Source organism: Methylotenera sp., assembly GCF_030653755.1.
Classification (GTDB): Bacteria; Pseudomonadota; Gammaproteobacteria; order Burkholderiales; family Methylophilaceae; genus Methylotenera.
The window spans coordinates 31030-52301 of sequence record NZ_JAURYU010000045.1 but is presented as its reverse complement, the minus strand read 5'-3'; the positions used below and the strand labels follow the sequence as shown (position 1 = coordinate 52301).

20 protein-coding genes and 1 pseudogene are annotated in these 21272 nt (G+C 42.4%); 8 read left to right on the top strand and 13 right to left on the bottom strand.

What is annotated here, in order from left to right; all coding sequences use genetic code 11:
- Positions 1-94 precede the first annotated feature (94 nt).
- A complete protein-coding gene (gene icd / locus Q7U33_RS08290; protein WP_304859645.1) occupies positions 95-1351 on the bottom strand; it encodes an NADP-dependent isocitrate dehydrogenase in 1257 nt (418 codons plus the stop codon).
- Positions 1352-1366: 15 nt separating this feature from the next.
- Here icd and Q7U33_RS08285 point away from each other — a divergent pair, with 15 nt between their 5' ends.
- The 5 genes from Q7U33_RS08285 to Q7U33_RS08265 all read left to right on the top strand — a co-directional run bounded on the left by Q7U33_RS08285 (position 1367) and on the right by Q7U33_RS08265 (position 5826).
- On the top strand, positions 1367-1921 hold the full coding sequence (locus tag Q7U33_RS08285; protein ID WP_304859643.1) for a pseudouridine synthase: 555 nt from the start codon (positions 1367-1369) through the stop codon (positions 1919-1921).
- Entirely contained in the window at positions 1918-2625 is a 708-nt protein-coding gene (locus Q7U33_RS08280; RefSeq protein WP_304859641.1) for a type 1 glutamine amidotransferase, read from the top strand. Before Q7U33_RS08285 ends, Q7U33_RS08280 begins: the two co-directional genes overlap by 4 nt.
- Positions 2626-2820: 195 nt before the next feature.
- Positions 2821-3909, top strand: a complete 1089-nt coding sequence (aroC, locus tag Q7U33_RS08275) for a chorismate synthase (RefSeq protein ID WP_304859638.1) — start codon at positions 2821-2823, stop codon at positions 3907-3909.
- Between the two features lie 79 nt (positions 3910-3988).
- On the top strand, positions 3989-5161 hold the full coding sequence (locus Q7U33_RS08270) for an MFS transporter (RefSeq protein WP_304859636.1): 1173 nt from the start codon (positions 3989-3991) through the stop codon (positions 5159-5161).
- Positions 5161-5826, top strand: coding sequence for a TIGR02281 family clan AA aspartic protease (locus Q7U33_RS08265; protein ID WP_370652001.1), 666 nt, complete (start codon positions 5161-5163; stop codon positions 5824-5826). The genes Q7U33_RS08270 and Q7U33_RS08265 overlap by 1 nt, the downstream gene beginning before the upstream one ends.
- Positions 5827-5938: 112 nt before the next feature.
- Here the strand turns inward: Q7U33_RS08265 and folE2 are convergent, their stop codons facing one another.
- From folE2 to Q7U33_RS08240, 5 genes are read right to left on the bottom strand one after another with little or no spacing between them, the layout of a single operon-like run.
- Positions 5939-6739, bottom strand: a complete 801-nt coding sequence (gene folE2, locus Q7U33_RS08260; RefSeq protein WP_304859634.1) for a GTP cyclohydrolase FolE2 — start codon at positions 6737-6739, stop codon at positions 5939-5941.
- Between the two features lie 42 nt (positions 6740-6781).
- The gene (gene dxs / locus Q7U33_RS08255) at positions 6782-8635 is read right to left on the bottom strand and encodes a 1-deoxy-D-xylulose-5-phosphate synthase (RefSeq protein WP_304859632.1); all 1854 of its coding nucleotides are present in this window, start codon (positions 8633-8635) and stop codon (positions 6782-6784) included.
- Positions 8636-8669: 34 nt separating this feature from the next.
- Complete coding sequence (locus tag Q7U33_RS08250) at positions 8670-9581, bottom strand: polyprenyl synthetase family protein (protein WP_304859630.1); 912 nt, start codon at positions 9579-9581, stop codon at positions 8670-8672.
- A complete protein-coding gene (locus Q7U33_RS08245; RefSeq protein ID WP_304859628.1) occupies positions 9574-9843 on the bottom strand; it encodes an exodeoxyribonuclease VII small subunit in 270 nt (89 codons plus the stop codon). Before Q7U33_RS08245 ends, Q7U33_RS08250 begins: the two co-directional genes overlap by 8 nt.
- A 46-nt stretch (positions 9844-9889) precedes the next feature.
- On the bottom strand, positions 9890-10618 hold the full coding sequence (locus tag Q7U33_RS08240; RefSeq protein WP_370652000.1) for an alpha/beta hydrolase: 729 nt from the start codon (positions 10616-10618) through the stop codon (positions 9890-9892).
- A gap of 77 nt (positions 10619-10695) precedes the next feature.
- Here Q7U33_RS08240 and Q7U33_RS08235 point away from each other — a divergent pair, with 77 nt between their 5' ends.
- Both Q7U33_RS08235 and Q7U33_RS08230 read left to right on the top strand, forming a co-directional pair.
- The gene (locus tag Q7U33_RS08235) at positions 10696-11478 is read left to right on the top strand and encodes a 3',5'-cyclic-nucleotide phosphodiesterase (protein WP_304859625.1); all 783 of its coding nucleotides are present in this window, start codon (positions 10696-10698) and stop codon (positions 11476-11478) included.
- 185 nt (positions 11479-11663) lie between these two features.
- A complete protein-coding gene (locus Q7U33_RS08230; RefSeq protein ID WP_304859623.1) occupies positions 11664-12746 on the top strand; it encodes a cyclic nucleotide-binding domain-containing protein in 1083 nt (360 codons plus the stop codon).
- A gap of 173 nt (positions 12747-12919) precedes the next feature.
- On the opposite strand, the gene Q7U33_RS08225 is transcribed toward Q7U33_RS08230, so the two are convergent.
- The 3 genes from Q7U33_RS08225 to Q7U33_RS08215 all read right to left on the bottom strand — a co-directional run bounded on the left by Q7U33_RS08225 (position 12920) and on the right by Q7U33_RS08215 (position 16014).
- The gene (locus Q7U33_RS08225) at positions 12920-13267 is read right to left on the bottom strand and encodes a prepilin-type N-terminal cleavage/methylation domain-containing protein (protein WP_304859621.1); all 348 of its coding nucleotides are present in this window, start codon (positions 13265-13267) and stop codon (positions 12920-12922) included.
- A gap of 458 nt (positions 13268-13725) precedes the next feature.
- Positions 13726-14262: an SRPBCC family protein gene (locus Q7U33_RS08220; protein ID WP_304859618.1), complete on the bottom strand. Its 537-nt coding sequence runs from the start codon at positions 14260-14262 to the stop codon at positions 13726-13728.
- A gap of 756 nt (positions 14263-15018) precedes the next feature.
- A complete protein-coding gene (locus Q7U33_RS08215) occupies positions 15019-16014 on the bottom strand; it encodes a beta-propeller fold lactonase family protein (protein ID WP_370651999.1) in 996 nt (331 codons plus the stop codon).
- Between the two features lie 109 nt (positions 16015-16123).
- Here Q7U33_RS08215 and Q7U33_RS08210 point away from each other — a divergent pair, with 109 nt between their 5' ends.
- A complete protein-coding gene (locus Q7U33_RS08210) occupies positions 16124-16609 on the top strand; it encodes an RNA pyrophosphohydrolase (protein ID WP_304859612.1) in 486 nt (161 codons plus the stop codon).
- A 49-nt stretch (positions 16610-16658) separates the two neighbouring features.
- Here Q7U33_RS08210 and asd read toward each other — a convergent pair whose 3' ends face one another.
- The 4 genes and pseudogenes from asd to Q7U33_RS08190 form a co-directional block, all read right to left on the bottom strand.
- The gene (gene asd / locus Q7U33_RS08205; RefSeq protein WP_304859610.1) at positions 16659-17525 is read right to left on the bottom strand and encodes an archaetidylserine decarboxylase; all 867 of its coding nucleotides are present in this window, start codon (positions 17523-17525) and stop codon (positions 16659-16661) included.
- 193 nt (positions 17526-17718) lie between these two features.
- Positions 17719-18729 (bottom strand): annotated as a pseudogene (gene ilvC / locus Q7U33_RS08200) (ketol-acid reductoisomerase); the annotation flags it as partial.
- A gap of 263 nt (positions 18730-18992) precedes the next feature.
- Positions 18993-19484 carry an acetolactate synthase small subunit gene (gene ilvN, locus Q7U33_RS08195; RefSeq protein ID WP_019899427.1) on the bottom strand — a complete coding sequence of 164 codons (492 nt, stop codon included), beginning with the start codon at positions 19482-19484 and terminating at the stop codon, positions 18993-18995.
- Complete coding sequence (locus Q7U33_RS08190) at positions 19484-21208, bottom strand: acetolactate synthase 3 catalytic subunit (protein WP_304859603.1); 1725 nt, start codon at positions 21206-21208, stop codon at positions 19484-19486. Before Q7U33_RS08190 ends, ilvN begins: the two co-directional genes overlap by 1 nt.
- Between the last annotated feature and the right edge of the window lie 64 nt (positions 21209-21272).

The window sequence follows — 21272 nt, the reverse complement described above, 5'->3', positions numbered from 1 at the left end:
TTTGGGCTAGCCTACATCTGGTCCCCAATACTCAAAAGGCTCTGTATGCTTTAATGCAAACAGAGCCTTTTTTCATTTTCAGATGTAAAACCTGTTATTGCATATTTGCAATAATTTCGTCACCAAATTCAGCGGTACCCACTTGTGTGGCGCCTTCCATTTGGCTTGAGAAGTCGCTAGTCACACGTTTGCTGATAATTGCATTTGCAACACCCTTAAGCACTAAGTCTGCGGCTTCTGTCCAACCTAAATGACGAAGCATCATCTCAGCAGAGAGTATCAATGAGCTTGGGTTAGCAATGTTTTTCCCAGCAATTTTTGGTGCAGTACCGTGGGTTGCTTCAAACATTGCAACTGTATCACTGAGGTTAGCGCCTGGTGCAATCCCAATACCGCCTACTTGTGCTGCTAGTGCATCGCTCATGTAGTCACCGTTTAGGTTAAGCGTGGCAACTACGTCGTAATCTTGTGGGTGTAATAAAATTTCTTGTAAGAAAGCATCAGCAATACAGTCTTTAATGATGATGCCATTAGGCAATTTGCACCATGGACCACCATCAATTTCAACTGCGCCAAACTCTTCTTTCGCAACTTCATAACCCCAGTCTCTAAAGCCGCCCTCTGTAAACTTCATGATGTTGCCTTTGTGGGCAATGGTCACTGATTTGCGGTTGTTATCAATGGCGTATTGAATCGCTTTGCGTACTAGACGTTTGCTACCGTCGATTGAAACTGGTTTGATGCCAATGGCAGATGATTCAGGAAAGCGAATTTTTTTACGCATGCCCATGTCACTTAAGAAGGTAATGACTTTTTCTACCTCATCTGTGCCTGCCGCCCATTCAATGCCTGCATAGATATCTTCAGTGTTCTCGCGGAAAATCACCATGTCGGTTTTTTCAGGGTGTTTTACAGGGCTAGGTACGCCAGTGAAGTATTGCACTGGACGCAAGCATACATAAAGGTCAAGCTCTTGGCGTAGGGATACATTGAGTGAGCGAATGCCCCCACCAACTGGCGTAGTTAATGGGCCCTTAATCGACACAACATAGTCACGCACAGTTTGCATGGTTTCACTTGGTAACCATGTATCTTTACCTTCTTTGTCTTTGCCGTACAAGTTGACAGCTTTTTCGCCAGCGAACACTTCCATCCATGAAATTTTGCGAGTGCCCGCATAAGCTTTATTCACTGCGGCATCTACAACTTTAATCATAGGCGGAGTAATATCGATACCTATGCCATCACCCTCAATAAATGGGATAATCGGGTTGTTGGGTACGTTTAGCGTATTGTCTGCGTTAACAGAAATTTTTTCGCCAGCGCTAGGCTTGATAATTTTCGAAGTCATTCACAATTTCCTAAGATGATAATTTTATTTAATAAACCGTTTAACGTCGTGTGCCAATTTAGCCCGCATGATTCACCTAATCCTGATAATAGGCACGCCACGTTAAAAGACTTTATCCCGATCCCCGATGTTTATGCTGCTGGGCGTTTAGATACTGATAGTGAAGGTTTGCTTATTTTAACCGATGATGGGGCATTGCAACATCGTTTAAGTCATCCAAAACATAAAGAAATTAAAACTTATTGGGTACAGGTTGAAGGGGCGCCGTCTGACGAGGATTTGCAGCCACTGCGACGCGGAGTAGATTTAGGTGATTTTATGACATTGCCAGCAGATGTAGAGGTAATAGATGAACCAGCAGGTCTGTGGTTGCGTAATCCACCGATTCGGGAGCGTAAGGCGATACCGACGACATGGTTGCAAATAAAAATCTCTGAAGGTAAAAATCGTCAAGTAAGACGTATGACTGCAAAAATTGGCTTTCCAACATTGCGGTTAATCAGATACGCAATCGGACGCTATACAATAGATGGTATTGATATTGGACAATATAAGGTATTAGAAACATGAAGCCAGTCGTTATATTTCGTCATTTTAGCTGTGAAGGACCAGGCTATTTCTCTGAATTTTTGGATGAGCAAGGGATTCCTTGGTGTTTAATTAAGATTGATGAAGGGGATGTCGTCCCAGCTTCAATTAATGCCTACAGTGGCATGGTGTTGATGGGCGGCCCGATGAGTGTGAATGATGACTTGCCTTGGATTGCACCAGTGCTTGATTTAATTAGGCAGGCTGTAGATGCCGATGTGCCCGTGTTGGGACATTGTTTAGGTGCTCAATTAATGAGCAAAGCATTGGGTGCTGAGGTCACTAAAAATGCCATTAAAGAGATAGGCTGGGGAGAAGTTAAAGTCAGTGGAAATAGTACTGCTCAATATTGGTTTGGGGAGTTGGAAAGTTTCAATGCTTTTCATTGGCACGGTGAAACATTTAGTCTGCCGTCAGGTGCAGAACATTTGCTAGCTAGTCCATATTGTGAGAACCAAGCGTATGCCATCGGCAAACATTTAGCGTTGCAATGTCATATAGAAATGACGGCAGACATGGTAAACGAGTGGTGTGTTATTGGGGTAGATGAAATCTCGTCTGCTTTAGATAGTCCTGCGGTTCAACCGCCCGAGATTATTCAGCAAACACTGCCATTGCATTGTTTTTTTCTCAATAAAGTGGCTAATCAAGTGTATCAACAATGGATTAAAGGCTTGGTTAATTAAGGACATCTCTAAAAATCCAACCTCCGTTGCCATGCGGCGTTGCTCACAAAAAATTACTCCTTACATATCAGGCATATGCGTTGTCGCAATTTTTTGTTCGCACCTTGTCTGGGTCAGGCATTTGAATTTTTAGAGGCGTCCTTAACATGTTGCTTGGGTATGCTAAAATTACCCAACTTTAATTGAGGTCGTATCATGTCTGGCAATACACTTGGCAAGCTTTTTACCTTTACATCATTCGGTGAGTCGCATGGTGCTGCAATTGGCGGTGTCGTCGATGGGTGCCCACCAGGGCTAGCATTATGTGCTGAAGATTTGCAAATTGATTTAGATCGTCGCAAGCCAGGAACATCTCGCCATGTGACACAACGCCAAGAAGCTGATTCTGTTGAAATCCTCTCTGGTATTTTTGAGGGAAAAACCACAGGTGCACCCATTGGATTACTAATCCGCAATACTGACCAGCGTAGCCAAGATTACAGCAAAATCATGGATACATTTCGTCCAGGCCATGCGGACTATACATATACGCAAAAATACGGTGTGCGCGATTATCGTGGAGGTGGCCGCTCTAGTGCGCGTGAAACTGCTGTGCGTGTGGCGGCTGGCGCAATTGCGAAAAAATGGCTAAAAGAGCGTTATGGCGTTGTCGTGCGTGGCTATATGAGCCAACTGGGTGAAATTGACATTCCATTTGAAAGTTGGGATGTGGTAAATAGTAATCCATTTTTCTCACCTAATACTACTATCTTACCCACACTTGAGGCGTATTTAGATAATATTCGTGCCGAACGTGATTCCGTAGGCGCGCGCATTACAGTGGTTGCGGAAAATGTACCTGTGGGTTTAGGTGAGCCGATTTTTGACCGATTAGACGCTGAAATTGCCTATGCCATGATGAGCATTAATGCAGTCAAAGGGGTTGAAATCGGTGCTGGTTTTTCTAGCGTAGCACAACGTGGTAGCGTACATTCTGATGAAATGACGCCGCAAGGCTTTGTTACCAATCATGCTGGCGGCATTTTAGGTGGCATTTCTACTGGCCAAGAAATTCGCGTGAATGTTGCGTTAAAACCAACCTCTAGCATCCCACAAGAGCGCCGTTCAATTGATCAAAGTGGAAATGCAGTGACCATGCAAACTACTGGTCGTCATGATCCATGTGTTGGCGTGCGAGCAACCCCGATTGCAGAAGCAATGTTAGCAATGGTGTTGATGGACCATGCGTTGCGTAATCGTGGGCAAAATGCAGACGTGTTGTGTAATACACCAAAAATCGTATAAATATTTCGCAAACACTCTGGATTAAACATTAATTTTCAAGTCGGCATCTGCCGACTTTTTTTATCGGTATCATATCGATATGCATACAGCGTTACATTACCGTTTATCTCGATTCTATTTTATCTATTACTTCTTTGTCGGTGCTTTTGTTCCATATTGGGGTTTGTATTTAAAGTCTGAGTCATTTTCTGCCGCTGATATTGGGATATTGATGTCTTTATTCCAAATTAGCCGTATTTTTGCACCTAATTTTTGGGGTTGGCTTGCAGACCATACAGGTAAACGCACACCTTGGATTAAACTGACTGCTTTTTTAGGCTTGTGTGGCTTTGTAGCCGTATTCTGGGCGCATGGTTTTTTCTGGATGTTCTTTGTGATGGCAGCATTGAGCTTATTTACCAGCTCTACTTTGCCATTAGCAGAGTCGCTTACTTTGGCGCATCTTGCTACTACCAATGGGCATTACAGCCGTATTCGTATGTGGGGTTCATCAGGGTTTATTGTGGCGGCTGTTGTGTTAGGTTTTTTGATAGATTCAGCGGGCATTTCAAGTTTATTGTGGTTCTTGCTTGCGGTGCAAGTGCTGTTGTTTGCACTCACGTTTTCGTTGCCCGAGCCAAAGCTTGCAGCACATCCACATGATCATTTTTCAATTTGGCAAGTGATTCGTCAGCCTAATGTGATTGCATTATTGGTGGGTTGTTCCCTGATGGTGACTGCACATGGCGTACTTTATAACTTTTACTCTATTTATTTGAGCGAGCATGGATACAGTAAAACCACCATTGGCTTGCTTTGGGCGATAGGCGTAGTTTGTGAAATTGGTATTTTCATGATGATGCCTAGGATTTTGGCAAGATTTACGTTAAAAACGATTTTACTGGTGAGTTTAGTATTAGCTGTGGTTCGTTTTGGGCTTATTGGTGTAGCAGTGGATAGCCTATGGTTGCTCATATTGGCACAAACTTTACATGCGGCTACATTTGGCAGCTTTCATGCGGCATCAATTGATGTGATTACCCAGTTTTTTAATGGACGTCACCAAGCAAAAGGTCAGGCGATTTATAACAGTGTCGCTTACGGTGTTGGTGGTACAGTGGGTGGTGTGGCTGGCGGCTATGCTTTGCAGTATTTGGGTGGTCAGCAAACTTTTGTGCTCGCGGCAGTTTTCCCATTAATAGGTTTGGCTGTGATAGCCTTTGGGTTGAATCTTAGTCATCAGCTTCCAACTCAGCAAGGAATGTTTAAATAATGGTATATAGCAATTTACGCCAATGGATGCTGATTACACTATCAGTTTTTGCGTCATTATTACCAGCAACAGCCTTGGCAAATACGCGAGTAAATATTGTGGGTTTATATAGCAATAAGGCAGTTGTTATCATTAATAATGGAAAGCCCAGAACCTTGAGTGTTGGGCAAACTGTTGATGGGGTTAAATTGATTGCTGCGGATAGTAGCTCAGCGACATTGGTCATAGAAGGTGAAACAAAGAAGCTAGGTATGGGGCAAGCTGCCTCTGTGGCTGATGCATCAACTAACAGCATCCCCAGTGTGACTTTGTATGCAAATGCCCAAGGACACTTTGTTTCTGAATGTAAGATTAATGGTGCTGCGCTCAAGTTTTTAATTGATACAGGGGCAACTACCGTTGCATTGAACAGTGGCGATGCTAAATTTGCTAAAATTGACTATAAAAAGGGTGAGCCTGTTTTAGTAGGCACAGCCAATGGTGTTGTGACGGCATATAAAGTGACCATTGCGAACTTGAAAATTGGCGGTATAACGCTACATCAAGTAGAGGGTAATGTGTTAGAAGGTGGGTCACCTTCAATTGTTTTGATGGGAATGAGTGCTTTAAGTCGGATGGATATAAAGCATCAGAGTGTTACCATGACGTTAACTAAAAAGTATTAACAATCCAATAAGCATGAAAGCATAATCTTTTTTATGTAATATTTTTGCTAGAAACAAGCTGACGTGTATAAAAAAAGCCACTTAATTTAAGTGGCTTTTTTATTTCTTAATGCTAGCGCTTATCTTTTTCTATTAACGCATAGGCTGAGTGGTTATGAATGGATTCAAAATTTTCAGATTCAACGGTATAGGCAATAATACGTTTCTCTGCGTTTAGTTGCGCGGCAACATCGCGCACCATGTCTTCAACAAATTTTGGATTGTCGTAAGCGCGTTCCGTGACAAATTTCTCATCTGGACGCTTCAGTAAGCCGTAAAGCTCGCATGATGCTTGTTTCTCTACTAAGTCAATAATATCTTCTATCCAGATGAAGTCATTAATCAGGGCTGTTACTGTGACATGTGAGCGCTGGTTATGTGCACCATAGTTAGAGATTTTTTTACTGCATGGGCATAAGCTAGTGACTGGCACCAATACTTTTACCGTGATTTCAAATTTTCCATGATGAATCTCACCAATAAAAGTGACTTCATAGTCTAATAAGCTTTTTACACCAGAAATAGGTGCTGCTTTGTTCACAAAGTAAGGGAATGTCATTTCAATATGACCAGATTCCGCTTCAAGTCGTTTTACCATTTCACGTAGAATCGTTTCAAAAGACTCTACAGAAATTGCGTGCTCATTCATGTTGAGAATTTCAACAAAACGAGACATGTGTGTGCCCTTGAATTGCTGCGGTAGATGGACGTACATGTTAAACATGGCAACAGTATGTTGTTCACCACCAGTTTTGTCTTTTACAACAACTGGATGGCGAATCGCCTTAATACCAACTTTATCAATAGCCAAATGGCGTGTATCTACCGTGTTTTGTACGTCTTCAATCGGGGTTTTTTGCGTAGTCTGATCCATGTATATTTTCTTAAATTTTACAAATATTAGTTGAGTATATCACTAGGTTATTAGCTTCGCAATTGCAGAAACTATCCCATCAGCATCTAGACCGCAATCTGCGAGCATAGTTTCATGAACGCCGTGTTCTATAAATCTGTCTGGTAATCCTAGACTTAGTGTTTTAATCGTATGCGGGATATTGGGCTGTATAGATTGCAGCGCTTCCATCGCGGCAGAGCCTGCTCCCCCCATAATGCAATTTTCTTCTATGGTGACAATGACCGTATGTTCTTGTGCAATTTGTGCGATGAGTGCATGGTCAATTGGTTTAACAAAGCGCATATTAGCCACTGTAGCATTGAGTGTATCAGCGGCCTCCAGTGCTGGTGCCAGCATTGAGCCAAATGCCAGAATCGCAACTTTTTCACCTTTACGCGCTATCATACCCTTACCGATTTCTATCGGTTCGAGTTTACTACTCACGTTAGCGCCAGTACCACTGCCTCTAGGGTAGCGCACGGCAGCTACGCCATCGTACAGGAATCCAGTAGTGAGCATTTGGCGGCATTCATGTTCATCACTAGGGGTCATGATCACCATGTTAGGAATGCAGCGCATGTAGGTTAAATCAAAACTACCAGCATGCGTCGGGCCATCTGCCCCAACTAAGCCTGCGCGGTCAATGGCGAGTAGAACAGGTAGGTTTTGTAAAGCAATGTCATGAATCAGTTGGTCATAAGCACGTTGTAAAAACGTACTGTAAATAGCCACCACTGGTTTTAATCCATCGCAAGCCATGCCTGCGGCAAACGTAAGCGCATGTTGCTCTGCGATGCCAACATCGTAATAGCGATCTGGATATTTGCTGGCAAAAGCATTTAAGCCAGAACCATCGCACATCGCGGGTGTTATGCCGATGAGCCTATCGTCAGCACCTGCCATATCAACAAGCCAATCACCAAAAATCTCGGTATATGACTTAGCTGATTTTGCACTGATGGCGTTGCCGTTGAATGGGTCAAATTTACCTACACCATGATACTTATTAGGGTTTTCTTCAGCAGGTTCAAAGCCTTTACCTTTTTGCGTGACGATGTGTAAAAACTGAGGGCCGCTGAGTTGTTTAATATTGTGCAGGGTATCAATAAGGGCATCTAGGTCGTGGCCATCGATAGGCCCGATATAGTTGAAGCCAAATTCTTCAAACAAAGTACCTGGAGTGACCATGCCTTTAACATGTTCTTCTGCACGTTTAGCAAATTCCATCATGGGCGGTAATGCTGATAACACTTTCTTACCCGACTTTCTAACGGTACCGTAGAAGCGACTAGAGAGTAACTTTGCTAAATAGTTATTGAGTGCGCCGACATTATTAGAAATACTCATGTCGTTGTCGTTGAGTACAACTAGCAGATTTGCATCCATATTGCCTGCATTATTCAGCGCCTCAAAAGCCATGCCGGCGGTCATGGCGCCATCACCGATAATCGCCACAGCGCGTCTCTCGCTCCCAGCCTTTTGCGCGGCGACAGCCATGCCTAATGCAGCGGAGATTGAGGTGCTAGAGTGACCAGTACCAAAAGTGTCATATGCGCTTTCATTGCGTCTAGGAAAGCCCGCAATACCTTGTGGCTTCCGCAGGTTTTGCATGGCTTCACGGCGGCCAGTCAATATTTTATGGGGGTAGGTTTGATGCCCAACATCCCAAACTAGTTTATCGTCTGGTGTATTAAATACATAATGCAATGCAATGGTGAGTTCTACTACGCCAAGGTTAGAGGCAAGATGCCCACCAGTTTTAGCGACACTGTCTACCAAAAATAAGCGTAACTCTTGTGCAAGTTGCGTTAATTCCCTACGTTCAAGTAACCGCAATTGTTCGGGGTAGTTAATAGTGTTTAATAGTGGGGTCACGAGCAGATTGTCATTTATTTAATAGTGGATTGGGTTAAAAGCTGCGGTGTAGAATAAATCCAGCTAGCTCGCGCAGGCGTTTTGCATCTTCACCAAATGGCGCTAATGCCAAAATGGCAGCTTCATATAGTTGGTCAGCCAATTTTTTTGCGAGATCTAACCCTAAAATGGTGACATACGTAGGCTTGCTACTATCGGCATCCTTGCCAGCAGTCTTTCCTAACGTGCTAGTGTCTGCTTCAACGTCAAGAATGTCGTCAACCACTTGAAATGCCAGCCCTATATGTTCTGCATATGAAATCATGGCAGACATTTGCTCATGCGTGCCACCTGATGCACCCAACAATGCCGCTGCCTGAATCAGTGCGCCAGTTTTTAGCTTGTGCATGGTTTCTAATTCATTTTGCGTGAGTGGTTTGCCAATTGCTGCTAAATCAATGGCTTGCCCTCCAGCCATGCCTAATGAGCCAGATGCCTTTGCCAAAATATTGAGCATGGATACTTGCTGATTAGCATTTTCACAAAGTGTAGGTGTGGAGAGTATGTCAAAGGCTAAGCTTTGCAGAGCATCGCCCACTAATAGTGCTGTAGCGTCATCATATTGTTTGTGACAGCTAGGTTTGCCGCGGCGTAAATCATCATTATCCATACAGGGCATGTCATCATGGACTAATGAGTATGCATGAATCATTTCTACGGCACAGGCCGCAGCATCCGTGACCTCAGTATTTGTCGCACATAGTTCTGCGGCTGCGTAACAAAGTAGGGCTCTTACACGCTTACCACCACCTAATAGGCTGTAGCGCATTGCCTCATGTAATGATTCTGGAGCGGTTGTTTCACTAGGCAATGCTTCGTCGAGTACCATTTCAATATGGGCTTGCTTCTCTTTTACCCATATTAAAAAATCAGTTTCTGACTTGTCTGTCATGTTGGTGTTAGTCATTATTATCAGTGAACGGTACAAGTTGTTGGCGCTCATTCAGTACTTTTACTTGCTGTTCAACATCAGCCAGTGATTGTTGACAAAACGTGAGTAGTAAGTTGCCACGTTTATACGCCGCAAGTGAAGCTTCTAGCGCCATTTGTCCTGACTCCATTTGCGCTACGATGCTTTCTAGCTCGCTAAACGCTTGCTCAAAGCTTAGCGTAGATTCAAGCGCGTCTTTGTCGCTAGTAGCAGTATTTTTTGTTTTGGATGCAGACATCGCGTCTCAGTGGCTATGATTAATCAATCCGCTATTCTACCAAATCTTAAGGCAAATCTAAGGACAAAACTTGTTTTAAAAAGGCTTGAATATCGATTATTTCTTGATCGCAAAGTGAATGTGCCATGTTGTATTCACGCCAATTGACGGAATATTGACAGTTTTGTAGTAAATCGCGCGACTTTGCTGCCATTTCTAACGAAATGACATCATCATAAATGCCGTGAGCCATTAGAATTGGCGTATTAGTATTGGCTGTGTTTGCTTCTTTATTTAGTAGCGCATGCAATGGTAAGTAAGTGGAAAGCGCCAGTACGCCAGCCAACTTTTGCGGGTACCGCACTGCAGTATGCAACGCAATTGCGCCGCCTTGTGAAAACCCGGCAAGTAAAATTCTCTCAGATGCGATTCCTCTGTTAATTTCATTATTAATCAATGTGTTGATGTATTCTTGGCTTGCTTTGATCCCAGCCTCATCCTCTTGTGTAACAGGGATGTTTCCATAGATATCATACCAAGCTGGCATGATATATCCATTATTTCTGGTCACAGGCATTTCGGGAGCATGTGGCAATATAAATCGTACTGTGCTAAATAATGGGTTTTCTAAAAAGCGCTCAACAATCGGTTCAAAATCATATCCATCAGCACCAAGCCCATGTAGCCAGATGACGCTGGCATCGATTTTGCTGTTATCTGATGTGGAAAGGCTAAGCTCAAGTGGTTGCTGATAAGTCATAGTGATGGTGGCGATTTTAAATGTTGAGGTAATCATAACATTGTACTCAAAATAGCCCGTACATGGCTTCATAAGTGATATAGATCATTATCGTTAATAAGGTGAATGTCGAAATGACACAACTCAAAGTGCTTGGCTGTAGTGGTGGAATAGGTGGAGAATACCGCACAACATCACTGTTGCTAGATCAGGATGTGCTGATTGATGCTGGCTCGGGTGTTAGTGATTTATCGATGAATGAGTTGCTTAACATTAGCCATATATTTGTGACACATTCGCACTTAGATCATATTGCATTTATTCCTCTGTTGTTAGATACCGTGATGGGGATTCATACCGAACCAATTACCGTGTACGCGACAAAAGAAACACTATCTATTCTGAAAGAACATATTTTTAATTGGAAAATATGGCCAGATTTTAATGCCATACCCAATAGTGATATACCATTTTTGCGCTACCAAGAAATAAAACTTGGACAAAAAGTAATGCTTGGTAAAAGAAAAATCACACCATTGCCTGCTCATCATGTGGTGCCTGCAGTTGGGTATCATATAGAAGGTGCGCGTCAGAGTTTGGTTTATACTGGGGACACTACAACTTGCGATGCTTTATGGCATGAAGTGAACAAGATAAGCCGCCTTAAGTATTTGATTATAGAAACAGCTTTTAGCAATGACGAGTTTGAGCTGGCAACGATATCTAAGCATCTATGTCCATCATTGCTTTTGCAAGAGTTGGCCAAGTTGAATGCAGCGCATCTAGCAAGTGAGCTTGAAGTGTACATTACCCACTTAAAACCAGGTGAGGACGTGCATATTATGAACGAAATAGCTGAGTGGGATATGGGCTTGCCTATTAAAGCGCTTAGTCGGCAACAGACTTTTGAGCTATAACCTGAGGATTTAACACTATATTATTATCTTTGTTGGAATTTTAGCCATATTCCGTTTCTTGCAAAGGTTTCAACTTTATTAAGTTAACAGCAGCCACTATAGGCCAAGCGTTATTGATGATCTGAGTGGATAAAAAATAATGGCTAAAAAATATCACTCTAACTATTTATATATTGATGCAAAACATGACAGCTCCTGCACTTGCCTTATTAAATAAGATAGAACCTATTGCTAAACTATCAGCAGGCCGTAAGCAGGAGCTTGCTGATTTGTGTTTTGTAGAAAAGGTAAGCAAAGGTGTTAACCCCCTTCGCATGAATGTAACGCATGTAAAACAGGCGGTCTATTTAATTAAGGGAGATCTTGAGTTAAGGTTCGTTAAAAATGGCAAACTGCTCTTGCGTTGTGATACGCCTGCGGCAAAACATCCTGTTAATTGTGATCAAAACCTAGTGGAGAGTATAGCCCTTACCGATATTGAAATACTGCGTATAGACAACGACCTGTTAGATATCATGATGACGTGGGATCAGTTATCTACTGGTGAGGGCGTTCTTAACAATCTGCATCACAAGGCAAGTGATGGCAAGGCTAATAGAACTCCAGTTGAGTGGATGCGTGACACAGGCGTTTTTAGTGTGGCTAAATTACAATCTGGCGTATTTAGTAAAGTGCCTGTTGCTAATATTGAAGCCATGTTTAAACGTATGGAGCGAATAAACACGGTTGCAGGGCAAGTGATTATTCAACAAGGTGCAGAGGGTGATTACTATTACCTCATTGAGCATGGCTCGCTTCTGGTCAGCCGTGCTGATGGTGTTAATGCGCCATCAATTTTAGTTGCAGAGTTAAAAATGGGCGATGCTTTTGGTGAAGAGGCGCTAGTCTCTGATAACAAACGTAATGCAACTGTCACCATGAAAACAGATGGACAACTATTGCGGCTTAATAAACATGATTTTGTTGAGCTACTTAAAGAGCCGATGCTCACGCATATCAGCAGAGAAGTTGCAGAGGCTAAAGTTGCCAATGGTGCTGTATGGGTAGATGCCAGACTACCTTCAGAGTATCAATATGAGCATATTGAAGGTGCAATTAACTTACCTTTAAACGAGATCAGGCAACTGACATCAACCTTAGATCACAGTAAAACTTATTTAGTGTATTGCCAAACTGGGCGGCGTAGTTCTGCCGCCGCGTTTATTTTGGTGCAAAATGGGTTTGATGCAGTGGTGCTGGATGGGGGCGCTAGGCAGCAGCACTTTTAGCCTCGATACCATGAAGTGAAGTCGATGAAAGATTATGCATAGATGTTAAAATGCCCATCAATGGATGGGCATTTTTTTAGCTATGATGGTGTGTAGCAAGAATTAGGGGTTTGTTGCTTTCACTCTATATCTCACTACACGTCATCGAGGCTAAACGTGCTTAATTTAGCAGTCTAGAATGTGCAAACGCCTGTATCCACTTGACACGTCACAGCTCTAGTGCCGCGAGGGCTAGCTGCAAATGTCAATACAGTTCCTGCTGCAGGTACTACGCCCGCTGCAACGCCGCCTGCATCACCGCAAGATGAAGGAACTACAACTGGAACTAAAGCACCGTCCTGATTAGCAACTGCAGCTGCAACACCGCGTGCTACACCTGTTGCTTCAGCTAAACAGGCTGCGTCAGCAGATCTTTCTGTGTATGCTCTATACTGTGGTAAAGCAACTGCTGCCAAGATGCCGATAATTGCAACAACAATCATCAACTCAATTAACGTAAAACCTTTTTGTACTTGTTTCATTTTAGTTTCCTTTGGTAAAAGTAAGTGTTTCTACACTATGTCTTAAATGGTAATGCTCGATTATTAACAAGCAACTGCTGTGCCAGTTTTTAATTATTGATGTATTTCATTGCAGTATTTGGAGTGGTTTAAGCTGAAGTGTAAAGGAGTTTAAGGATTTTTTTCAAAATGTTATGTATTGTAACTATATGTATTTAAATTAATTTTATACGTACTTAGATTTATTTTAAGTTGATAACAATCAATATGCTGGTTTTAACAAGCTCAATATATTTAATTGGATAGCAGTATCAATGCTAATCAATTGGCAATAAAAAAGCGGAACATTAGGTTCCGCTTTTTTATTAAAGTGACAATTTTTTGTATTTTCTACCGCTCAAACTGTCAAAAAAGGTCACGTAACCATTGCATCAGTGACCAATTTGTAGAGGCTTTATTTTGAGAGCCTTCGCGGTTATCTACTTTGACGCTTCAGCAGCCTTTTTTAAACCTGCTAAACCTGTATCAAAAATACTGTTGATTGTATTTAATGCAGTTTCATCATCTTGACCAGCCGGAATAGGTGGGTTCAATTTGTATAGGCGGTAAAAGCGACCAACCCATTGCACTGTTGTTTCACTATCGTTTGCACCTTTTTTAACCACCATGTAAGCGTTGTAGTCTGTTAATGGCAAACCACTTGAAACAATTTCGTAGCGGATTTTCATGTCTGCATCATCTGCACTACGTAATTTCTCAAGAATTGTACCGCCATCTTTAAGGGTTAGCGTTCTGAATGTGTCTTCGCCTTTTTTCTCTAACTTGGTGTTAGTGATCGCTGGGTGCCATTTTTGCATATTGCCAAAGTCTTTTACCAATGCCCAAACTTTAGCTGGCTCAGCTTTGATTGTGATGGATTTATCCACTTTAAGTGGTGATGGGCCATGTGCTGATGCGGATACAGAAACCAAGCTTGTAGTTAAGCTAAGTGCGATTAACGCTAGAATTTTTTTCATACACTTTTCTCCAAAAATCTCAGTAATGAGAGGAACTGTTCAAAAACAACGTTACATTATAAAGTAGAAACAGAACTTATGAGAACTCGAATATTCACTTGTAGGCTGTTTGTGGTTTATTTAACGTGGATAATTAAGCTTGGTTGACATGCTTAATATTGTTGAGGGTGATTTAGTCATGAGTGTTAGTAAATATTTAACCTACTGGGCTTTGCTAGTCTCCCAAAATAAATACAGAATTTTGTAGGAGCGGTCACCGACCGCGAAAGCAATGGTGAAACTTCACCTGACAATTCAATCGTCCAACCATGCATCAATTTGAGAGGCTTTGTTCGCGGCTACTAGCCGCTCCTACATACGACTTTGCAAGAGATTGATCTCTTAGCAAATCGGAGTACCCGTGGTACAAGGGTGCAAAGTCAGCTATCAGTAGGAGCGGTCATTGACCGCGAAAGCAATGGTGAAATTTCACCTGACAATTCAATCGTCTAACCATGCATCAATTTGAGAGGCTTTGTTCGCGGCTAGTAGCCGCTACTACATACGACTTTTCAAGAGGTTTACCTCTTATCGCACCAATCTTGTAGCTTTAGCTGCTTAGATTGGTGGTGATGCCCTTTCACACTTTGCTTGCCAGTTTGCTGGCTTAGCAAATTGGGGAAGCCAATGACTGGCTTACGGTTAGAAAATCTGAGTGCCTGTGGTACAAGTGATAGGCTGATATGATGGTTTAAAGATTAGCGATAGACGACGAGCCTAAGGATGTAGGTTTAAAATAAATTGACCGAATGCACGGCTTTTTTCACCCGTTTTGATGGAGGTGGTAAGTTTATTTTTTTTCGTATCTATCACGCTCACATTGTTACTACCCCAATTAGCCACATAAGCACGATGGTTTGCGTGGTCTATGCTAATACCTTCAGGGGTGCTGCCTACATTAATAGTTGTTATGACCTTTTTATTTACAATATCTAGTACGGTGACACTGTCATCTTGTGTATTGGTGACGTAAAGCGTTTTTTCATCAAGGCTGAATGCTGCGCAATATGGGTGGTAGCCTACCTTCATTGTTTCTTTGGTCATTGTTTCTGTATTGATGATGCTAACGGTATCGTCTTGCACGTTAACACTTGCGAGCAGTTTCCCTGTGTTGCTTAAGGCTATTCCAAAAGGATGTTTCCCAACTGATATCCGCTGTTTAATTGCGAGTGTGTTGGTGTCTATGATTGCGATGTCGTTGCTATCACGATTAGTGACATATAGTGTTTGGCTATCTGGGCTAATGGCTAGCCCCGCGGGTGCATCACCAATAGATAACTCGCGCATTGTGTGCTTGCTATCTGTGTCAATGGATACTACTCGGTTATTGAACCAGTCTGTGGCGTATAGTGTTTTTTCATCTGGTGAGGTGGCTAGGCCGACTGGTGAGCCATTAATTTTGATCGTATTAACCAATGTATTGTTTTGAGTATTGATGACTGAAATATCTTGGCTTTCAACATTGGAAATATAAACCCGACTTAATCCCGATGCGATAGCGACACCAACAGGGCCTTTGCCAACACTAATGGTGTGTATCACTTGATTTTTGCTAGTATCAATTACCGATACAGTATGTTCGCCTTGGTTGGTGATGTAGGCTTGATGTGAGTTTGAGCTAGTGTTTGCCGAACATGACATCATGGTTAGATTAATGCTGATAATTGCAATGTATCTGCCGATTTTTGTGAAAATGCTTATTTTAGGATTCATTAGATTTAATATTAATTCGGTATGAAGCAAATGGTTGCTTTCAATAATGCTGGAAATATGAAAAAATTGCATCATATTTTATAACAGTATTATTTAGGCAGTATATGCTATGTTAGATCGTGATGGGTTTCGCCCGAATGTTGGCATTATTTTATGCAATGCTAACAATCAGGTATTTTGGGGTAAGCGTATCCGTGAGCATGCTTGGCAGTTCCCACAAGGTGGTATTAACTTTGGCGAGAGTCCAGAGCAGGCGATGTATCGTGAGCTGATGGAAGAGGTTGGCTTAAAGCCTGAGCATGTTAAGATTTTGGGCCGAACTAAAGATTGGCTGCGCTATGAAGTGCCAACGAGCTGGGTAAAGCGTGAGTGGCGTGGTAGCTATCGTGGGCAAAAACAAATTTGGTATTTGTTGCGTTTAATGGGACGAGACAGTGATGTTTCACTGAGAGCTACTAGCCATCCAGAGTTTGATGCTTGGCGTTGGAATGATTATTGGGTTCCTTTAGAGGATGTAATCGAATTTAAGCGCGGTGTCTATGAGGCAGCATTGAACGAGTTGGCGCCAAATTTGCATCACAAAGTTATTAAGTAAGAAATAATCTGTTGTAGCCTTGATGCACTGCGCCAAGGCTACAATAGATTTATAGGTTTAGTTTAATACCCATCATCTCACCCAATTTAACCGCGCGTGCGGGTTGCCAGTTGGCATTAAATTGCAGTGTATCTTTTTGAAATAGCATCACTACAGTAGAACCTAGCAAGAAGCGCCCCATTTCTTCACCTTGTTTTAAACTGATGTTTTTGTCTGTGTAAGACCAAGTTTTAATACTAGGCAGGCGAGGTGGGTTGATAATGCCATCTTTTGCATCGTGCCAAATTGTTGCCATGCTACCAACAATGGTTGCACCAACTAACACCATGACAAAGTTTCCATACTGCACTGAAGAGAATTCGCAGACTACTCGCTCATTGCGTGCAAATAAGCCTGGGAGACCTTGCGCTGTGGTGGGGTTAACAGAGAATAAATCACCTGGTACATAAGTCATCTTTAGTAAGCGCCCATCACATGGCATATGGATGCGATGATAGTCTTTAGGGCTTAAATACAGGCAGGCAAAGTGACCGTTTTCGTACTTTTTGGCAGCTTCAGTATCACCGCCAATGAGTGCTGTTGTTGTGTATTGATGACCTTTTGCTTGGAAAATCTGGTCTTGCTCGATATGACCAAATTGGCTAATTGCGCCATCGACTGGGCAAATAAAATCAGCTTGTGCGAGCGGCCTTGCATCAGCTTTTAATGGGCGAGTAAAGAACTCATTAAAGCTTTTGTATGAGCTAATGTCAGGGTTAGCAGCTTCGTTCATATTGACGTTATATCGCTTAACAAACCAGCGTATAACGGCAGTGGTTGTATTACCTCCCTTTAGATGGGCAAGTTTTCCTGCAATCGCGGTGATTGCTTGTTTAGGTAATAAGTATTGTGTGAGTACTGTGATGTTAGTTTGCACGATAGTTCCAATAATCGTTATTTTTATTATAAAACTCAATATAGTGTGCGCGACTTTAGTGTGAATGGTACTAGCAAGTATAAATCGCTAATAAAAAAGGGCAAATCGTTAAACGTTTTGCCCTTTCTATTTAAGCTAGTTTAAATTTTTAAAATGAAAACTATTTAAACGCAACCTAGATGTTAGACTAAGCTTAGTTTTTAGATTGATCAACTAATTTGTTTTTAGCAATCCAAGGCATCATCGCACGTAATTGGCCACCAACTTGTTCAATCGGGTGTGCTGCGTTCAAACGACGACGTGCTGTCATTTCAGGGTAGTTAGTACGACCCTCTAAAATGAATTGTTTAGCGTAGTTACCGTTTTGGATGTTAGCTAAAGCTTCTTGCATTGCGTAACGTGATTCATCGTTAATCACTTTAGGACCAGTAACATACTCACCGTACTCAGCATTGTTTGAGATTGAGTAGTTCATGTTCGCGATACCACCTTCGTACATCAAGTCTACAATCAATTTCAATTCGTGCAAGCATTCAAAGTATGCCATTTCAGGTGCGTAACCTGCGTCAACCAAAGTTTCGAAGCCAGCTTTAACTAACTCAACCGCACCGCCACATAGCACAGCTTGCTCACCGAACAAGTCAGTTTCTGTTTCTTCACGGAAGTCAGTTTCAATCACGCCACCTTTAGTGCCGCCGTTTGCAGCTGCGTATGAAAGTGCGATGTCTTTCGCTTTACCTGATTTATCTTGGTAAACAGCGATCAATGAAGGTACGCCGCCGCCTTTAAGGTACTCTGAACGCACTGTGTGGCCTGGACCTTTAGGAGCGATCATGATCACGTCCAAATCAGCACGTGGTGTGATTTGGTTGTAGTGAATGTTGAAGCCGTGTGCGAAAGCTAATGCAGCACCTTGCTTTAGGTTGGCAGCAACTTCAGCGTGGAAAATTTCTGGCATTGTTTCGTCAGGCAATAACAACATAACAACATCAGCTTGTTTTGTTGCTTCTGCGATTTCTAGTACGTTGTGACCAGCTGCTACTGCTTTAGCCCATGAGCTACCGCCTTTACGTAAACCGATAGTTACGTTTGCGCCGCTATCTTTTAAGTTTGCAGAATGAGCGTGACCTTTTGAGCCATAACCAACGATTGTTACTTTATTGCCTTTTATAAATCCAAAATCAGAGTCTTTGTCGTAATAAACTTACATTTCTTTTCCTCTAAAAATATTTGCTACAGAGAACGTTGCAATCACAGAGAAAAATCATCTGAGATACTTTCGTTGCACCTGTTGCTTTGACACTACAAACTACATTGTTTAAGAAAACTACAATTTGGTTATAAATTCGGCTATAAAAACACTTACTTTGAAAACACTTAAAATTTAGAACAATATCTAAACTATCGCTAAACAACGCATTTTTGTACCCTATGCGTGGAGTAGAGGGTGTTTCTAGTGGTGCTAATTTATACTTTTAAGATTCTATCGCCACGACCGATACCAGATGCACCTGTGCGCACTGTTTCTAAAATCGCTGCGTTGTCTAACCCTTCAATAAACGCGTCTAGCTTGTGGCCAGAACCAGTTAGCTCAATGGTGAATGTGCCATCTGCTACGTCAATAATTCGACCGCGGAAAATGTCGCACATACGCTTCATTTCCTCACGGAACGCACCTGTTGCTTTAACTTTCACCAGCATCAGTTCACGTTCAATGAATTTTCCATCGTTCAAATCAAGTACTTTAACTACATCTACCAGCTTGTTAAGCTGTTTAATGATTTGTTCAATCACGTCATCAGAGCCAGAGGTAACAATGGTCATGCGTGATAATGTTGGGTCTTCAGTTGGCGCTACGGTTAAAGACTCGATGTTGTAGCCACGAGCTGAGAAAAGCCCTGCGACGCGAGATAATGCACCAGCTTCATTTTCCATCAATAGTGAAACAATATGACGCATTATAAGTCCTCCGCCAGAATCATTTCAGATAACCCTTTGCCGTTTGGAATCATAGGGAATACATTTTCTTTTTGGTCTGTAATGAAGTCCATAAACACAAAGCGAGATTTCATGTCGAAAGCTTCTTTTAGTGCGCCTTCAACATCTTCTGGTTTCGTAATTTGCATGCCAACGTGGCCGTAAGACTCAGCAAGTTTTACAAAGTCAGGCAAGCTGTCCATGTATGACTCTGAATAGCGATTTTCATAAAAGAACTCTTGCCACTGACGTACCATGCCCAAGTAGCGATTGTTTAATAGAATCACTTTAATTGGTAGGCTGTATTGCTTACAGGTCGAAAGCTCTTGAATATTCATTTGAATACTGCCTTCACCTGTCACGCATGCCACTTGTGCAGTTGGGTCTGCAAATTGACAGCCCATTGCATAAGGTAAGCCAACCCCCATTGTGCCAAGGCCGCCAGAGTTAATCCAGCGGCGTGGTTTGTCAAATTTGTAGTATTGCGCTGCCCACATCTGATGTTGACCAACGTCGGATGTGACATAGGCGTCACCCTTGGTGACTTCCCAAAGTTTTTCAATCACATATTGTGGTTTGATGAGGCCGTTGTTATTGCTGTAGTCTAAACATAGCTTACCGCGCCAGCTTTCAATCTGTGTCCACCACGCTTTTAATGCTGGTGATTGCGTCGGCTTTTCAAGTGCAACGAGTTCGTTCATTTCAGCTAGCACTGATTTAACATCGCCCACGATAGGTACGTGTACTTTGACGCGCTTAGAAATGGATGATGGGTCGATATCTACATGAATAATCGTGCGATCTTTGCTGTAGAAGTGATCAGTATTGCCGATTACTCGATCATCAAAACGAGCGCCTACCGCTAACAGCACATCACAGTCTTGCATCGCCATGTTTGCTTCATACGTGCCGTGCATACCAAGCATGCCTAGAAACTGCTTGTCAGTGCTAGGGTAGCCACCTAAACCCATTAATGTGTTGGTGACTGGCACACCAAGCGCTTTGACCAGTTTAACTAGTAACTCTGATGCATCACCCAATACTAAGCCGCCACCTGTGTATACCATCGGGCGTTTAGCCTCAAGCAGTAATTTAACTGCCTTTTTGATTTGGCCACTGTGACCCTTGGTCACTGGGTTGTATGAGCGCATTTCAACTGATTCTGGGTAAACAAAATCGGCAAAGTGTGCCGTAATGTCTTTTGGAATATCGACAACTACTGGACCTGGTCGGCCAGTTTTTGCGATATAGAATGCTTTTTTCAGTGTTGTCGCAATGTCTTTTACATCTTTAACCAAAAAGTTGTGTTTAACACATGGACGAGTAACGCCAACCATGTCTACTTCTTGGAATGCATCTAAGCCAATGGCTGGCACTGGCACTTGGCCACTAATAACAACAAGTGGGATTGAATCCATGTAGGCGGTTGCAATACCAGTAATGGCATTAGTTGCACCTGGGCCTGATGTAACGAGCGCAACACCAACTTCACCTGTTGCGCGTGAAAATGCATCTGCGGCATGTACGGCAGCTTGTTCGTGGCGCACAAGAATATGTTTAAAGTGGCCTTGTTTGTAAATCGCGTCGTAAATATGCAGAACGGCACCACCTGGGTAGCCGAACACAAATTTTACATTTTCTTGCTCTAGGCAACGGATAACAATTTCTGCGCCTGTGATGTGCTGCGGATGAGTAGTCTCTGCCATAAATCTTTTTGATTTTAATAATTTATTTGTAACCCTACACGATAACGGTTTGAGTGTGTTTGGT

What these genes read in the sequence shown, in the direction of transcription:
- icd (WP_304859645.1), bottom strand. Translation starts at nt 1,351, where the DNA reads ATGACTTCGAAAATTATCAAGCCTAGCGCTGGCGAAAAAATTTCTGTT.
- Q7U33_RS08285 (WP_304859643.1), top strand. Translation starts at nt 1,367, where the DNA reads ATGATAATTTTATTTAATAAACCGTTTAACGTCGTGTGCCAATTTAGC.
- Q7U33_RS08280 (WP_304859641.1), top strand. Translation starts at nt 1,918, where the DNA reads ATGAAGCCAGTCGTTATATTTCGTCATTTTAGCTGTGAAGGACCAGGC.
- aroC (WP_304859638.1), top strand. Translation starts at nt 2,821, where the DNA reads ATGTCTGGCAATACACTTGGCAAGCTTTTTACCTTTACATCATTCGGT.
- Q7U33_RS08270 (WP_304859636.1), top strand. Translation starts at nt 3,989, where the DNA reads ATGCATACAGCGTTACATTACCGTTTATCTCGATTCTATTTTATCTAT.
- Q7U33_RS08265 (WP_370652001.1), top strand. Translation starts at nt 5,161, where the DNA reads ATGGTATATAGCAATTTACGCCAATGGATGCTGATTACACTATCAGTT.
- folE2 (WP_304859634.1), bottom strand. Translation starts at nt 6,739, where the DNA reads ATGGATCAGACTACGCAAAAAACCCCGATTGAAGACGTACAAAACACG.
- Q7U33_RS08250 (WP_304859630.1), bottom strand. Translation starts at nt 9,581, where the DNA reads ATGACTAACACCAACATGACAGACAAGTCAGAAACTGATTTTTTAATA.
- Q7U33_RS08245 (WP_304859628.1), bottom strand. Translation starts at nt 9,843, where the DNA reads ATGTCTGCATCCAAAACAAAAAATACTGCTACTAGCGACAAAGACGCG.
- Q7U33_RS08240 (WP_370652000.1), bottom strand. Translation starts at nt 10,618, where the DNA reads ATGATTACCTCAACATTTAAAATCGCCACCATCACTATGACTTATCAG.
- Q7U33_RS08235 (WP_304859625.1), top strand. Translation starts at nt 10,696, where the DNA reads ATGACACAACTCAAAGTGCTTGGCTGTAGTGGTGGAATAGGTGGAGAA.
- Q7U33_RS08230 (WP_304859623.1), top strand. Translation starts at nt 11,664, where the DNA reads ATGACAGCTCCTGCACTTGCCTTATTAAATAAGATAGAACCTATTGCT.
- Q7U33_RS08225 (WP_304859621.1), bottom strand. Translation starts at nt 13,267, where the DNA reads ATGAAACAAGTACAAAAAGGTTTTACGTTAATTGAGTTGATGATTGTT.
- Q7U33_RS08220 (WP_304859618.1), bottom strand. Translation starts at nt 14,262, where the DNA reads ATGAAAAAAATTCTAGCGTTAATCGCACTTAGCTTAACTACAAGCTTG.
- Q7U33_RS08215 (WP_370651999.1), bottom strand. Translation starts at nt 16,014, where the DNA reads ATGAATCCTAAAATAAGCATTTTCACAAAAATCGGCAGATACATTGCA.
- Q7U33_RS08210 (WP_304859612.1), top strand. Translation starts at nt 16,124, where the DNA reads ATGTTAGATCGTGATGGGTTTCGCCCGAATGTTGGCATTATTTTATGC.
- ilvN (WP_019899427.1), bottom strand. Translation starts at nt 19,484, where the DNA reads ATGCGTCATATTGTTTCACTATTGATGGAAAATGAAGCTGGTGCATTA.
- Q7U33_RS08190 (WP_304859603.1), bottom strand. Translation starts at nt 21,208, where the DNA reads ATGGCAGAGACTACTCATCCGCAGCACATCACAGGCGCAGAAATTGTT.